15 protein-coding genes are annotated in these 14,689 nt (G+C 62.6%); 4 read left to right on the top strand and 11 right to left on the bottom strand.

Going from position 1 to position 14,689, the window contains the following annotated elements; translation table 11 throughout:
- Positions 1–169: 169 nt before the first annotated feature.
- Positions 170–586 (bottom strand): hypothetical protein, encoded by a 417-nt coding sequence (locus tag ACX4ZE_RS18035; protein WP_480274625.1) that lies wholly within the window; start codon positions 584–586, stop codon positions 170–172.
- A 166-nt stretch (positions 587–752) separates the two neighbouring features.
- On the opposite strand from ACX4ZE_RS18035, the gene ACX4ZE_RS18030 reads away from it, so the two are divergent.
- The 3 genes from ACX4ZE_RS18030 to ald all read left to right on the top strand — a co-directional run bounded on the left by ACX4ZE_RS18030 (position 753) and on the right by ald (position 3,729).
- Positions 753–1,166 (top strand): TIGR03668 family PPOX class F420-dependent oxidoreductase, encoded by a 414-nt coding sequence (locus ACX4ZE_RS18030; protein WP_480274624.1) that lies wholly within the window; start codon positions 753–755, stop codon positions 1,164–1,166.
- A gap of 145 nt (positions 1,167–1,311) precedes the next feature.
- Positions 1,312–1,743 carry a nitroreductase family deazaflavin-dependent oxidoreductase gene (locus ACX4ZE_RS18025; protein WP_480274623.1) on the top strand — a complete coding sequence of 144 codons (432 nt, stop codon included), beginning with the start codon at positions 1,312–1,314 and terminating at the stop codon, positions 1,741–1,743.
- Positions 1,744–2,622: 879 nt separating this feature from the next.
- Positions 2,623–3,729, top strand: coding sequence for an alanine dehydrogenase (gene ald, locus ACX4ZE_RS18020; protein ID WP_480274622.1), 1,107 nt, complete (start codon positions 2,623–2,625; stop codon positions 3,727–3,729).
- A gap of 18 nt (positions 3,730–3,747) precedes the next feature.
- Here ald and ACX4ZE_RS18015 read toward each other — a convergent pair whose 3' ends face one another.
- The 3 genes from ACX4ZE_RS18015 to ACX4ZE_RS18005 form a co-directional block, all read right to left on the bottom strand.
- Positions 3,748–4,260 (bottom strand): Lrp/AsnC family transcriptional regulator, encoded by a 513-nt coding sequence (locus ACX4ZE_RS18015; RefSeq protein ID WP_480274621.1) that lies wholly within the window; start codon positions 4,258–4,260, stop codon positions 3,748–3,750.
- Between the two features lie 75 nt (positions 4,261–4,335).
- A complete protein-coding gene (locus ACX4ZE_RS18010; RefSeq protein ID WP_480274620.1) occupies positions 4,336–5,733 on the bottom strand; it encodes an amidase in 1,398 nt (465 codons plus the stop codon).
- A gap of 141 nt (positions 5,734–5,874) precedes the next feature.
- Complete coding sequence (locus tag ACX4ZE_RS18005; RefSeq protein ID WP_480274619.1) at positions 5,875–6,861, bottom strand: zinc-binding dehydrogenase; 987 nt, start codon at positions 6,859–6,861, stop codon at positions 5,875–5,877.
- Between the two features lie 287 nt (positions 6,862–7,148).
- On the opposite strand from ACX4ZE_RS18005, the gene ACX4ZE_RS18000 reads away from it, so the two are divergent.
- On the top strand, positions 7,149–8,708 hold the full coding sequence (locus ACX4ZE_RS18000) for a phytoene desaturase family protein (RefSeq protein WP_480274618.1): 1,560 nt from the start codon (positions 7,149–7,151) through the stop codon (positions 8,706–8,708).
- On the opposite strand, the gene ACX4ZE_RS17995 is transcribed toward ACX4ZE_RS18000, so the two are convergent.
- From ACX4ZE_RS17995 to exaC, 7 genes are all read right to left on the bottom strand, one after another.
- Complete coding sequence (locus ACX4ZE_RS17995) at positions 8,696–9,682, bottom strand: zinc-binding dehydrogenase (protein ID WP_480274617.1); 987 nt, start codon at positions 9,680–9,682, stop codon at positions 8,696–8,698. The genes ACX4ZE_RS18000 and ACX4ZE_RS17995 overlap by 13 nt on opposite strands.
- A 17-nt stretch (positions 9,683–9,699) precedes the next feature.
- Complete coding sequence (locus ACX4ZE_RS17990; RefSeq protein ID WP_480274616.1) at positions 9,700–10,122, bottom strand: organic hydroperoxide resistance protein; 423 nt, start codon at positions 10,120–10,122, stop codon at positions 9,700–9,702.
- A 2-nt stretch (positions 10,123–10,124) separates the two neighbouring features.
- On the bottom strand, positions 10,125–10,571 hold the full coding sequence (locus tag ACX4ZE_RS17985) for a MarR family winged helix-turn-helix transcriptional regulator (protein ID WP_480274615.1): 447 nt from the start codon (positions 10,569–10,571) through the stop codon (positions 10,125–10,127).
- Positions 10,572–10,737: 166 nt separating this feature from the next.
- Positions 10,738–11,658, bottom strand: coding sequence for an LLM class F420-dependent oxidoreductase (locus tag ACX4ZE_RS17980; RefSeq protein WP_480274614.1), 921 nt, complete (start codon positions 11,656–11,658; stop codon positions 10,738–10,740).
- Between the two features lie 34 nt (positions 11,659–11,692).
- Positions 11,693–12,487, bottom strand: coding sequence for a M50 family metallopeptidase (locus ACX4ZE_RS17975; protein ID WP_480274613.1), 795 nt, complete (start codon positions 12,485–12,487; stop codon positions 11,693–11,695).
- Positions 12,488–12,671: 184 nt separating this feature from the next.
- Entirely contained in the window at positions 12,672–13,073 is a 402-nt protein-coding gene (locus ACX4ZE_RS17970) for a DUF779 domain-containing protein (protein WP_480274612.1), read from the bottom strand.
- Complete coding sequence (gene exaC, locus ACX4ZE_RS17965) at positions 13,073–14,590, bottom strand: acetaldehyde dehydrogenase ExaC (protein ID WP_480274611.1); 1,518 nt, start codon at positions 14,588–14,590, stop codon at positions 13,073–13,075. Before exaC ends, ACX4ZE_RS17970 begins: the two co-directional genes overlap by 1 nt.
- Positions 14,591–14,689: the final 99 nt, after the last annotated feature.

The following is a 14,689-nucleotide window of genomic DNA, read 5'->3' as shown; positions in this document are numbered from 1 at the left end:
TCCCAGGTGGAAAGCCGATATCGGGGTTGTGCTACGGAGCCCGGCCGCCGCGGCGGATTCGGCAGGGTGTACCGGATGGTGGGGTAGTGCCGCCGCGGTGCCGGAAGTGAGGCAGGCCCGCCCGATTGCTCGATCCGGGGGGGCGAAAACGTTCTGCTGGGTTGGTCGGTCAGAGTTGCGCGGTTTGCTCGCGGGGAGGCAGTCCGTCGGCTTGGCGGAGGATATCGGCGAAGGATTCGAGGTAGAGCAGGGTGCGCAAAGAGAGACCGTTCACGGCTTGTCCGAGACGACGCAGAGCTGAATTATCCAGATGCGCGATTACTTCCGCGTCTGCGGTTTGATCGGAGCCGGGGTCGAAACCGAAATATCTGGGGTCGAGGCCGAAAACGTGAGCGAGCCCGGCACGGGCCCGCTCGGGGAGCGCGGTGGCCTGTCCACGCCGTACCTGCGCCAGGTAGCCGGGTGCCAGGTCGTACCCGGCGGCGGACAACCATGACGTGACCGTGTCATCGGCCAGCGGGCGCCCGTGTGCTCGCTCCCACATCTCGAACGCTAAGTTCAGCCGGGTTGTGATATCGATGTCCACGACCGCCTTCCTTCTGGCGATATTGCCTGTTGAGGGGCCAAACATGCACTAGACCGTAGCGTGGGAGTAGTCGATCGCCGTGATTTCATGGCAAATGTCCGGATGCCTAGGGGAGGGAACGGGCGCGATCCCTGCTTCCCTGAGTGCAGACATTGAGGAGACAGGTATGCGACTGGATTCCATGGAGGCCCGCAAGCGATTCGCGATCAGTACGGTCGCACGGTTGGCGACTATTTCGGCCACGGCGCGTCCGCACCTGGTTCCGATTGTCTTCGTTGTCGTCGGTGAAGTGATCTACACCAGTATCGATGCGAAGCCGAAGACGACCACTGCGTTGCGTCGGTTGGCCAATATCGCGGTGAACCCGGCAGTCGCCGTGTTAGCCGACCACTACAGCGACGATTGGACTTACCTGTGGTGGGCGCGGGCTGACGGTGAAGCTCGTATTACCGATGCCGCCGAGGCCGATGCCGCGAAGCGCCGATTGACCGACCGCTATCCGGTATACCAGGACCAGCCACCGAGAGGACCGGTGATCGCCATCGATGTCACGCGATGGTCGGGATGGTCCGCGCACTGAGCATTGAGTGGGGGATTCTGTTCTCTTGTAACGGCATTCACAGAACAGGGCACCGTGCTGCGCGTCCGGTACAGTCCGAGTGGCCGTGTTCTGGAGACGGAGCTGCCACGCTGGGTCATGTATAGAGACGATTGTGAGGATGGTTATGCCCTCGAATTTCATGCTGAAGGTAATGAACACAGGGCATCGCGCCTTGCTGAAGATCAGCTTCGGAAAGCTGGGCGATCGGATCGCGGGTATGCCGTCACTCGAGCTCACGACCATTGGGCGCAAATCCGGTCGACCGCATGCGGTCATGCTCACCGCTCCGATTGTCGATGGCGATACCTATGTCGTTGTCGCCTCACGCGGAGGCGATCCGATCCATCCGGCATGGTTTCTGAATCTGCGTGACAATCCAGACGTTGTCGTCTCGGTACGAAACGGTCCGAAAGCACCCATGACAGCTCGAGTGGCGACTGATGAGGAGCGGGCGAGTTTATGGCCGAAGGTCACCAGTGCCTATTCGGGTTACGCCGACTACCAGACAAAGACCACACGGGAGATTCCGCTGGTTCTGCTGACGCCGAAGAATTGAGCGGCTCGTCTGCGATCTGGTGCGGATCAGATCCGAGGTCGGATCCGGTAGTCGTGTAGCACCAGAGCTAGGCACTCAGCTGCTGCCTGCGAGACCACAGCGCAGGCAATCGAAGAACGTCCTGGGTTCTGCCGTAACCAGCGGGTTTCTCGCGTATATCTCACCCACGTGGCGGCGAACAGGTAGGGCCCGACGTCGTTCAGGCATGCCAGTGTGTTCGACCACGACGTCCAGTCCGTGAGCGGTGCGGGCGCAGCCTGTGCCGCTCACGGAACCTGCGGTAAGGCTATCGCCGAATGACGTGCTCCGTGCTGTCCGTAGCGTGGTTGCGACGGTTCTTTCAGGTGCCTGCTGCCACGGATATTGCCGGTCCGAATGTGGCGGCGCGCAGTATCGCCCCGTTGTCAGCGAGGAGCTGCCGGGTGCTCGAATGCGGGTATCGGAGATCCGATCGTATCGGTCAATGCCACCGGTCGCAGCATGCGACATCTGTAGCGATCGACACCGGGCCGCCGATGGGCAGTGCGGGCACGGTACCGAGAACATCGTGGCGGCACCGCCGCCCAGCGGATACGCCGCATTGCCACGCCAGTGGTGTTCTGCCGATGAACCCGACACACCATGCGTTCCATGGGTGGCGGCGGGTCGTCCCGCCGAGGCGGTTGGGCGGAGATGACCCGCCCAGCGCGATCGGTGTCGAAGATGCTGCGGATCAGGGTCCGAAGAATCCAGATTATTCGCATATTTCGATAAATTTCGATGAATAAATGAATTATATTCATTTTTGTAGACATCATTTCGCATGAAATTCATACTTCAGGATGACCGCAAATCATCCCGGACAGATTGTGTAGTCGTCCGCTGACGATCGGAGTACAGATGAGGATCGGAATCCCCCGCGAGGTCAAAAACCACGAGTATCGCGTGGCATGCACGCCGGCCGGCGTGCATGAACTCGTCTCGAGTGGTCATGAGGTGTACCTGGAGACAGGCGCCGGTCGAGGTTCGGCTTTTCCGGACGAGGCGTACACCGTTATGGGCGCGCACATACTCGATACCCCCGACGAAGTCTGGGCAACCGCCGATCTGATACTCAAAGTGAAGGAGCCGGTGCCCGAGGAGTACGGCCGTCTGCGCGCGGATCAGGTGCTGTTCACTTATCTGCACTTGGCCGCCTCGCAGGAGTGCACCGACGCATTGCTGTCTTCCGGCACCACTGCCATCGCCTACGAAACGGTGACCGGTCGTGATGGTTCGCTGCCGTTGCTCGCGCCGATGAGTGAGGTCGCGGGCAGGCTGGCCGCGCAGGCGGGCGCCTATCACCTGATGCGCAGTGCTGGTGGCCGTGGGGTGTTGATGGGCGGTGTGCCGGGTACTAGGCCGGCTAAGGTCGCCGTGCTCGGTGGAGGTGTCGCGGGCGGCAACGCGCTAGCGGTGGCTTATGGCATGCGTGCCGATGTCACTGTCCTGGACCTGAACATCGCGAGGCTACGCGAGGTCGATGCGCAGTATGGCGGTCGCGTGCGCACGATCATGTCCAATAAGTTCGAGGTGGAGGCCGCAGTGCGGGAGGCGGACCTGGTGATCGGCGCGGTGCTTGTGCCTGGCGCCAAGGCTCCGACTTTGGTGTCCAATGAACTGGTCTCGCAGATGAAGCCGGGTGCCGTACTCGTCGATATCGCGATCGACCAAGGCGGTTGCTTTGAGGACTCGCGGCCCACCACGCACGCGGAACCGGCCTACCAGGTACATGAGACGATGTTCTATTGCGTGGGGAACATGCCCGGTTCGGTGCCGCATACCTCGACGATCGCGCTCACCAATGCCACATTGCCGTATGTCGTTTCGATCGCGGAGCACGGATGGCGGGACGCGGTGGCCGCTGATCCCGGCTTGGCAGCAGGGCTGAGTACCCATCACGGTGCGCTCCTGTCGGAGGCGGTGGCCCAGGCGCACGGTTACCCAGCGCACAGCTTGGCCGTGTGAGGTATCCAGCAGCGCTCGTCAGGCGGTGCCCGGTCGTGGGCGCATATGCTCGAAGATGAGAATGGTCTCGGTCGAGGCGACTGCTGGGTGAGAATTGAGGTGACTCAGCACGAATGCGCGCAGCTCGTCGGTATTCGCGGTGGCGATGTGCACCAGATAGTCATCAGCGCCCGCGATGAAGTACACATTGAGTACACCCTCCAATGCCGATATGTGCTCGCCGAACCGGGCCAGTTGTCCACGCGCACTCGCACGTAGGCGCACTGCGATCATGGCCTGCAGGCTGCGGCCCAGCGCCGCTGGGGAGATGTCGGCATGGAATCCGCGAATGACACCGTGCTGCACCAATGCCCGTACCCGTCCCAGGCAGGTCGAAGGCGCGATCCCTGCGGCGGCGGCCAGCGCGTTGTTCGTCATGCGTCCGTCTCTGGCCAGATGGTCGAGTAGGGTCCGGTCGATATCGTCGAGCACGGTGTCTGCGGGCGGGTGGCCAGGCTCGGCGGTCCCGCTCGCTGCATCGGTCCTGCGCATATATCGACAGTACTGAACTTTGTTCGCTGAACAGGGGGGTTTTGTGAATATTCCTCGGTTGCTCGGGTAACAGGGTCAGGTGCGCAGTCGGGGAGACGGACGTGCTTGCTCGAGTTGTGCGGCCACCGGGAGGATTGTGGTCTCACCGTTCGTAGGACCGACCAACTGAACCGACAAGGGGAGTCCGTCTTCTCCGATGCCCACGGGCAGGGCGGCTGCTGGATGCCCGGTGACGTTCCACAGCGCGGTATAGGCGACCATCGGAAGAGAAGTGAGCTGCGCGCGTACTGTGTCCGCCCCGTCGAGTACCCCCAGCAATGGCGGGCGTATCGCGATGGTCGGGGTGAGTAGTAGATCGTACTCCGCGAAGATCCGATCTACCTTGTCTGCCAGCACTTCTCCCCGCCGTATCGCCCATTCGACCACGCTGCCGCACGTCCATACACCCAGCGCGGCCGTCTGTTTGGTACGGCGTTCGACTAGCTCCGGATGGTCCATCTCGGCTATTTCGGCACGCACGCCTGCATAGAACTGTGGAAAGAACGCATGGGTCGATTCCGGATATTCCGGGTCTGTCTCCATTACCGCATGCCCCAGATCCCGCAGAAGATCCGCGGTCTCGCGGACAGCTCGCGCATGCATAGGATCGAGTCTCACCAGCGGTGTAGGAGATTTCATGCTGTAACCGATCAGCAATGGCCGAGTCGGTCCACGGGCCGCCGTCTCGAACGATATCGCCGGATCTGGCGCCCGGAACCGGTCGGTGGGAGTGTTGCCGCGAAGGACGTCGTAAACAACAGCCGAGTCCAGCACACCGTGGGTGAGTGGTCCTGCGACGCCCAGCGCTTCCCACAGGTGTTTGTTCGGGGCCATGGGCACGCGCCCGCGTTGCGGTTTGAGGCCGAACAGCCCGCAACATGCCGCCGGAATCCGGATCGAGCCGCCGCTGTCGCCACCGATCGCGGCGGGTACCAGCCCGGCAGCCACCGCAGCGGCCGACCCGCCGCTCGACCCGCCGGTGGAGCGGGTGGGATCCCATGGGTTGCGAGTCGTCCCGAAAGTGGTGGTCTCGGTGAACGGCCACTGTCCGAACTCCGACATCGTGGTTTTACCGATGATGATCGCTCCAGCCGCACGCAGCCTGCGCACCAATTCGGCGTCCGCCGCCGCGGGCGTCGAGTTCGCACGAGTGCCGAAGGTGGTTACCACACCAGCGACGTCGTACTCGTCTTTCACCGCGATCGGAATACCGTGCAAGGGGCCCACGGCATCGCCCGCGACCTGCTCCCGATCACGTTCGACAGCCGATGCCCTGGCTTCCGTACGTAACACGCGAGTGAAGGCACCGAGTTCTTCGGTGGCATCGATCTTGTCGAGTGTCGCTTCGACGAGCTGCCGCGCCGACAGAGTTCCCCGCGCCAACAGCTCACGCTGTTCACCGATCCCCAACGAGACCATCTCATGCTGGTCCATCCGCCACTACTCCCTCCGGCGCCTGCGAGCTGCCTCAGCCCGAAACATTGCCGTCCGTGGCCATACCCAGACCGGGAGCGGCCAGGTGACCATTCCCGTTCCGGTCATGGGGGAATCTGTCTCTTTTCTGTTCGGTCTCGCTCAGGCGGATGAAGCCTTTAACGCGACCTTGGCATTGCGTCCCGATGTCTCGGCGGCGATCGCGGCCTCCGTTACGGACTCCAGCGGATAGACGGTCTCGATGCTCAGCGGAATCTTGCCGCGGGTCGCCATTGCGAACAGTTCGAGGGCCATCCGCTGGGTATTCTGGGGGCCCTTTCGCTCGACTTGTTTAGCGGCCCAGAACCCTTTGATCGTAGCCTGTTTGAAAATGAGCGTGCCCACATTGAGCGGTACCGGCTCGGCTGACAACTGACCGAAGGAAAACAGTTCACCTTCGGGTGCCAGCAAGGTCAGCTGGTCGGCCGCGGCGCTGCCACCTACCTGGTCGATGGCCCGGGTGATCAATGCACCAGAGGTCGCGGTCTCGACCTGGTCCATCCAGTCAGGGCTCTCGGTGTCGAGTACAGGCTCGTATCCGAGTTCACGCAGGGCCGCTACCGAGGCGGGTCCGCGCACCAGGTTGAGCACACGCAGACCGCGGCGCCGGGCAAAGACATTGACCAACCTGCCGATCACGCCGTTGGCGGCGTTGATCATCAGCCAGTCGCCCGACCGCAGGCCGAGGCTGTCGACCAGCACCATCGCGCTCGATGGCATGACGAGTATCTGAGCCGCGATTTCGTCGGGCACTGTGTCCGGCACCGGATAAACTTTCCAGCCCGGGCATACGAAGCGCTCGGCCCACACGCCATCGTGATAAACCGCGACCCGCTGGCCGACCGAGAGATCGCCGACGCCGCCGGGCCCCAGCGCGGTGATCCGGGCGACCGCCTCAGTACCGGGAACAGCGGGCAGTGCGAGCCTGTATCCGTAGAGACCGCGCATGATCTCCAGATCGTGGTGATGGACCGGCGAGAGAATCAGCTCGAGCTGTACTTCGCCCTTTTCAGGTTCCGGTAACGGTCGCTCGGCGAGAGTGAGCACGTCCCTCGGTTCGCCGAATTGCTCGATGATTACAGCACGCATATCCACTCCTTCTTGCTCAGTCCACGGCGACTGTGTCTCGAGGCCGATATTGCCGCGGGTCGCGTTGGAATACGGGCACACGGGGTGTGCCTTGTGGGTGAGCGCTTGCGCGTTTCCTGCTGGACAAATAGAGAATCGATAGCTACAGGGTAACTGTATGGTCGAATGTGTCGGTGCTGTTCGGACCGATGTACGACGCGTGCGTCGGATGCGGAATCGTGGATATCGGTTTCGGCTTGTGTATCGCTCGGGCGCGATGCCGATCGGATCTATGCTAGGGAAGACGTATGACGCCGGTTCGCTCTTCCTATGACGTCGTGATTGTCGGGGGCGGTCACAATGGCTTGGTGGCCGCTGCGTATTTGGCCAGGGCCGGGCGGTCGGTACTGGTGTTGGAGCGGCGGCGGTATGTGGGCGGTGCCGCCGTGTCGGCCCGGATTTTTCCCGGTGCCGATGCTCGGTTGTCGCGGTACTCGTATCTGGTGAGTTTGCTGCCGCAGTCGATAGTGGACGATCTGGGGCTGAGGTTCGTGACTCGGCACAGGTCGGTTTCGTCCTATACTCCGGTCGATGCGGGAGGGCTGCTGATCTCCGCGGAGAAAGGGCGGACTGAGGCGAGCTTCGCGCGGCTCACCGGGTCTGTTCGAGAATTTCTCGCGTGGCAGCGATTTTATAGCGCCACTGGGTATTTGGCGCGCCGGGTATTCCCGACTTTGACGCAGCCGCTGCCGTCCGAAACCGAGTTGCGGGAAATTGTCGCCGAGCCGGCGCTCTGGGAAGCGCTCTTCGAGCGGCCCTTGGGGGAGATGATCGAGTCGTTCTTCGATAATGACATCGTGCGCGGCGTGGTGCTCACTGACGCATTGATCGGCACTTTCACCCATGCACATGATCCGTCGCTGCGCCAGAATCGTTGTTTTCTCTATCATGTGATCGGCGGTGGCACCGGGCAATGGGATGTACCGGTCGGTGGTATGGGCGCGCTCACCGACGCATTGGTCGCGGCCGCGCGTTCCGCTGGTGCGCGGATTGTCACCGAATGCGAGGTGACGAGTATCGAAACCGACGGAATCGCAGCGGAAGTCGGATTTTCAGATGGCAGAGTTGGTGCCCGTCATGTGTTGGTGAACGTGGCGCCGTATCTGCTTGCGGAGTTGCTCGGCGATCCATTCCCGCCGAAGCCAGAGGGGGCGCAGCTGAAGATGAACATGTTGTTGCGTAGATTGCCGCGCCTGCGTGATGCGCATACCGACCCGCGCGAGGCGTTCGCCGGGACTTTCCACATCGGTGAGTCCTACACCCAGCTCGATCACGCCTATGGCAAAGCGGCGAGCGGTCGTATCCCCTCCGCGCCACCGGCCGAAATCTACTGCCACACATTGACCGATCCGACGATCTTGGCGCCTGCCTTGGCTGCGCGGGGCGCGCACACCCTTACCCTGTTCGGTTTGCACATGAAAGCGGAACTGTTCGCCGCCGATCCGGAGAGATCGAAGAAGGATGCAGTGAAAGCGACACTAGCGCAATTGGATTCGGTATTGGCCGAATCTATCGTCGACTGTATGGCGACTGACGAGCATGGTGAGCTCTGTCTGGAGGCCAAGACTCCGCCCGAACTCGAGCGTGAGGTCGGATTGCCTGGTGGGCATATCTTCCACCAAGACCTGGCTTTCCCCTATCTCCCGGAGGGCGCCGATCGGGCCGATCCTGCTGTCAGGTGGGGTGTGTCGACCGGTCACCGCAACATATTCCTGTGTGGTGCAGGGGCTGTCCGGGGCGGCGGGGTCAGTGGCATCCCCGGACACAACGCCGCGATGGCCGTACTCGACATCGCTCAGGAGGGTTGAGCACGCAGCGCGATCTTGGCGTTGCGGCCCGAAGTCTCGGCGGCGACCACCGCCTCGGACACGGACTCCATCGGATATACGGCTTCGAAGTCACTCTGCAACTCGCCCTGGGCCGCGAGTTCGACCAGTTCTTCGGCCATCTGGATGATTCGCGTGCGGCCGAGCCTCTCGTTCGACTTGTTGATCCAGAAGCCCTCGACTACTGCCTGCTTGAAGATGAGGGTGCCGGAGTTGATCGACATCGGCTCCCCCGTCAACTGACCGAAGGAGATCAGTCGACCGCCCGGGGCGAGCAGCATCAATTCCTCGTCTGCGGCGCGACCGCCCAACTGGTCGATGGCTCGTGTGATCAACGCACCCGAGGTCGAGGCCTCGACCTGATCCACCCAGCCCGGGCTTTCGGTGTCGAGCACCGGATCGTATCCGAGTTCACGCATCGCCGCGACTGCGGTGGGTCTGCGCACAAGGTTCAGCACATGTAGCCCGCGCCGCCGGGCGAATAGGTTGACCAGCTTGCCGATCGCGCCGTTGGCGGCGTTGATCATCAGCCAGTCACCGGACCGTAGATCGAGGTGATCGACCAACGCCCGCGCGCTCCATGGCATGAGGAGCACTTGGGCTGCGGTTTCGTCGGGAACCGTGTCCGGCACTGCGACCACCCGCCAGGCGGGGCATACGAATTGTTCGGCCCATACGTGCTGATCCCGGTTGAGTGCTCCACGCTGGCCGACCGTCAGGTGGGTGACGCCAGGACCTACCGCTTTGATCCGGACAACTGCTTCGGTGCCGGGGACGGAGGGCAGAGCGGGTTTGTATCCGTAGAGGCCACGTACGATCTCCAAGTCGTGGTGGTGAATCGGTGAGAGGATCAGCGCGACTCGTACTTCGCCCGGTCCGGGGTCTGTCACCGGCCGCTCGGCTAGGGTGAGCACATCCCTCGGTTCGCCATATTTCTCGAAAACTACCGCACGCATATCCGCTCCTTCCCGGATCAGTCCACGGCGACAAGAACCTCGACATCGATGTTGTTCCGGGTCGCGTTGGAATAGGGACACACCTGGTGTGCCTTGTCGGCGAGCGCTCGGGCATCCTCCTCGGGCAGATGAGGAAGCGAGACTTCCAGGGTAACTGCCAGTCCGAACCCGCCGGTATCGTTCGGGCCGATGCCGACCTTCGCGCCGACCGCGGAATCATCGATATTCGCCCCGACTTGTTCACCGACCAGGCGCAGCGCCGAATGGAAGCACGCCGCGTAGCCTGCCGCGAAAAGCTGCTCGGGGTTTGTGCCTGTGCCGGTGCCGCCCATTTCCTCGGGGATGGACAGATCCACGTCGATCTTGCCGTCGGTGGTGCGCGCGTGGCCGTTGCGTCCGTCGCCGCTGGCCAGGGCTTCGGCGGTGTAGCGGATCTGCATGGTTAGTCTCCTTCGTTCAGTTGGGACATCAGCGATTGCGTCAACCGCTGCAGGGTGTTGCGCAACGCGAGAAGTTCCTCCATGGGCAGGCCGGCAGCCTTGGCCATTTCGGCCGGGATGCCCCCCGCCTCAGCGTGTAACGCGCGTCCATGTTCGGTGAGCTGGATATCGACACGACGTTCGTCGTCCACGGCCCGTCGCCGCTCGACCAGGCCCATCGCCTCCAGGCGTTTGAGTAGCGGGGAGAGTGTGCCGGAGTCCAGGTCGAGCGCATGGCAGACATCGCCGACGCTGCGTCCGTCGCGTTCCCACAATGTCAGCATCACCAGATATTGCGGATATGTGAGTCCGATTCGCTTCAACTTGGGACGGTAGACCGCAGTCATGACCCGGGATGCTGTGTAGAGCTGAAAACACAGCAGCTCGTCGACAGTATGGCGATCGGTCACTCGTATGAATATAGAGAACAACTATATTGTGCACAATTAATCAGTAAGTGATGCTGCTCACAGGGGCAGTCGGCAGTCGAACTCGGTTGCCGTGCCGGCCGGCTCTGCCTGCGTCGTCCGTGTCAGGTAACGCATGTAATGCGCCGGGACGACGAACAAGGGCAGCTCAGAGCTGTGACAGCACCTGCGCGGCGATCAGCTCCAGATGATCGAGGTCGGACAGGTCCAACAGCTGTAGATAGATGCGCTGGCAGCCGATCGCGGTGTATGTGCCGATCTTGTCCACCACCTCAGCGGGCGAACCGGCCAGGCCGTTGACCTTCAGCTCGTCCACCTCGCGGCCGATTGCCGCGGCGCGGCGTGCCACTTCTGCTTCGGTCGTGCCGACGCACACCACCAGGGCGTTGGAGTAAACCAGGTCCTCGGCGCCGCGGCCGCATGCCACCGCGGCGGCACGGACCCGATCGAACTGCCGCGCGCTGTCCTCGACTGATGCGAACGGGATGTTGAACTCGGTCGCGTACTGTGCGGCCAGTCGCGGAGTGCGGACGGTACCCAGACCGCCGATCAGCAACGGCATCGGATTCTGCTTCGGCTTAGCCAGCGCGGGGGAGTCGGTGAGCCGATAGTGCGCGCCGGCATAGCTGAAGGTGCCGCCGGGCTCGGTCGCCCACAGTCCCGTAATGATCGCCAGCTGTTCTTCGAGTCTGGCGAACTTGTCGGTGGGGAAGGGGATGCCGTACGCGGTGTGCTCTTCAGCGAACCAGCCGGTACCCAGGCCGAATTCCGTCCGTCCGCCCGACATCTGGTCTACTTGGGCCACCTGGATGGCCAATGGGCCTGGTAGCCGGAAGGTGGCCGCGGTAACGAGTGTGCCCAACCGAATCCGTGTGGTTTCCCTGGCCAGCCCGGCCAGTGTGATCCAGGCGTCGGTGGGTCCGGGTAGGCCGTCGGAATTGCCCATGGCCAGGTAGTGGTCGGAGCGGAAGAATGCGTCGAAGCCCAATTCCTCGGTGGCCTTCGCGACAGTCAGTAGCGTGTCATAGCTCGCACCCTGGTGTGGCTCGGTGAAGATACGCAGTTTCATGGGAACATCCTGCCTCGCTGCGCGGTCGCGCCGATCAGCGCGTCGTGGTGCAGGAATCAGGGTATGAAGCGGGCGAGCAGACGCCGGTGAGGTCGGCGACGAGTAATCTCGCGCCCAGTAGCAGCGCGCCCACCGCTATCGCGCCGAATACAATTACCCACAGTAATCCGGGCAGCCGGGTGAGCCGAGCGAGCTGATCGGCATCGGAGTCGATCTGGTGATAGCGGGAATGCTGCTGTCTGGACCGTCCGCGTTGCAGCTCTACCACCGGCCGTACCCCCGCGAACAACAGGAACCAGGTGCCCAGATACGCGAAACCTGCTTGCAGCGTGTCGGTGCCGAACCAAGATACGAGGAAGACCACCGCTTCGAGCCCAACCACCGTGAGGGCACCATAGAGGTTTCTGATCTTGATCAGCAACATGGCGAGCAGCGCGATAGCGGTCCAGAGCAGCAGCGTGATACGGCTCGCTCCGAGCAACGCGGCGAACCCGAGCCCGAGTATCGACGGTGTCGGGTATCCCGCCATAGTAGTGAGGATCATCCCGAGGCCATAAGGTTTTCCGCTCGACACCGTGAGGCCTGAAGTATCCGAGTGCACCCGAATACCGGTGAGTTTCCTGCCGGTCAGGAGTGCGGCCAGCGCATGCCCGCCTTCATGCGCGATGGTGACGATATTGCGCGCAAGTCGCCAGATCGGGTGGTAGCCCACCAGTACGAGTGCTGCCACCGCGCTCGCTGCCACCAGCCACCAAGGTGGTTGCGCTTGGGGGGTCAGCAGACGATCGGCGATGGAAGCACCGCGCTCGACGAATTCCGCTCTATCCACCGCCGCACCTTAACCACCCGCAGGCACCACGTCCTGAAGCACCCAGTGCTCTGATCTGCTCGCTGCTGGACGGCATTGCTCTCGCGTAGTGGTATCGCCCGATGATCTGGGCGCACTGCCCACTGAGGTGATAATTCAGTGGGCAGTCATATCCGAAGGTCTTTCAGACCGTATCCGGGACTGTTCAGGGAGGTGGATCCGCCCCGGTGGGTGGTGGCTTCGCGGCGAGCGCGGCCAGCTCCTCGTCGGTGAGCAACCGCGAACGGATCAGAAAGCGCACCCCCTCGGGTGCTTCCAGGGAGAAACCTCCGCCCCGCCCCGGCACCACATCAACGGTGAGGTGGGTATGGTGCCAGTACTCGTACTGATCCGCGCTCATCCAGAACGGAGTTCCCCCCTCTAGGTGCCCGAGCAGCACGTCCGACGCACCGACCCTGAACTCGCCACGTGGGTAGCACATCGGCGAACTGCCGTCGCAGCAGCCGCCGGACTGATGGAACATGACCGGGCCATGTCGCTCGATCAGAGTGCGCAGCAACACCGCTGCCCGCTCAGTGAGTTCGACTCGGTGGACTGGATCGGGCATCAGAAGAGCCCTAGCTTGTCCGGGGAGTAGCTGACCAGCAGGTTCTTGGTCTGCTGGTAGTGGTCGAGCATCATGCGGTGGTTTTCGCGTCCGATACCGGACTTCTTGTAACCGCCGAAGGCGGCGTGCGCGGGATACGCGTGATAGCAATTGGTCCAGACCCTGCCCGCCTTGATCCGCCTGCCGAGCCGGTAGGCGGCGTTGATATCCCGGGTCCACACACCGGCCCCGAGGCCGTAGAGGGTCTCGTTGGCGAGCTTCAGTGCCTCGTCGATGGAATCGAACGTGGTTACCGACACCACCGGTCCGAAGATCTCCTCCTGGAAGATCCGCATGTCGTTGTGCCCACGGAAGATCGTCGGCTCCACGTAGTAGCCATCGGGGTATTCCGCCACCTTGCGCGGACCGCCACCGGTGAGTACCTGCGCGCCTTCCCTGCGGCCGATGTCGATGTAGGACATGATCTTCTCGTACTGGTCATTGCTGGCCTGGGCGCCGATCATGGTGTTATCGTCCAGCGGATCGCCGCTTCGGATCGCCTCGGTCCGTTCGACGCACCTGGCGATGAAATCGTCGTAGATCGACGAGTGGATCAAAGCGCGGGAGGGGCATGTGCACACCTCGCCCTGGTTGAGCGCGAACATCACGAAGCCCTCCACGGCTTTGTCCAAGAAGGCGTCGTCGGCGGCCATGACATCGGGCAGGAAGATATTGGGACTCTTCCCGCCCAGTTCAAGTGTGACGGGGATGATGTTCTCGCTGGCGTACTGCATGATCAGCCTGCCGGTGGTGGTCTCGCCGGTGAAGGCGACCTTGGCCACCCTCGGACTGCTCGCCAGCGGCTTGCCTGCCTCCACGCCGAAGCCGTTGACCACATTGAGCACACCCGGCGGCAGCAGATCGGCGACCAGTTCGACTACCTTCAAGATCGAGACCGGAGTCTGCTCAGCGGGTTTGAGCACCACCGTATTTCCCGCGGCCAGCGCGGGTGCGAGCTTCCAGGCAGCCATCAGGATAGGGAAGTTCCACGGAATGATCTGCCCGACCACTCCGAGCGGCTCGTGGAAGTGATAGGCGATGGTATCCGCGTCGACCTCGCTGATACTGCCTTCCTGGGCGCGGAGCACGCCGGCGAAGTAGCGGAAGTGATCGACTGCCAGTGGTAGGTCGGCAGTCAGCGATTCCCGGATCGGCTTGCCGTTTTCCCAGGTCTCGGCGACCGCCAGAGAATCGAGGTTGTCCTCGATCCGGTCGGCGATCTTGTTGAGCAGACTGGCGCGTTCGGCGGCCGGGGTGGCACCCCACGCATCGGCCGCTCGGTGCGCGGCATCCAAGGCGAGATCGATATCAGCGGCCGAGGAGCGTGCCACCTCGCAGAATGTCTGTCCATCCACTGGGGAGGGATTCTCGAAGTAGCGGCCCTCGACGGGAGCGGTCCATTCGCCGCCGATGAAGTTCTCATAGCGCGTGGCGAATTCGGTAAGGCTGCCTTCGGTTCCCGGCTTTGTGTAGTTCATGGCGGATGACTCCTCAATTGGTTTCGACCGTGCAGCGCGCGGCGACTCCGTCGTGATGCGGATCACTATGCCGTGCGTAGGTTGAGAAAACGTTGAGGC

The sequence above is a fragment of the Nocardia sp. TBRC8007 genome, from assembly GCF_056629435.1.
The sequence above is the reverse complement of the archived record's forward strand: the minus strand, read 5'-3'. Positions and strand labels throughout refer to the sequence as shown.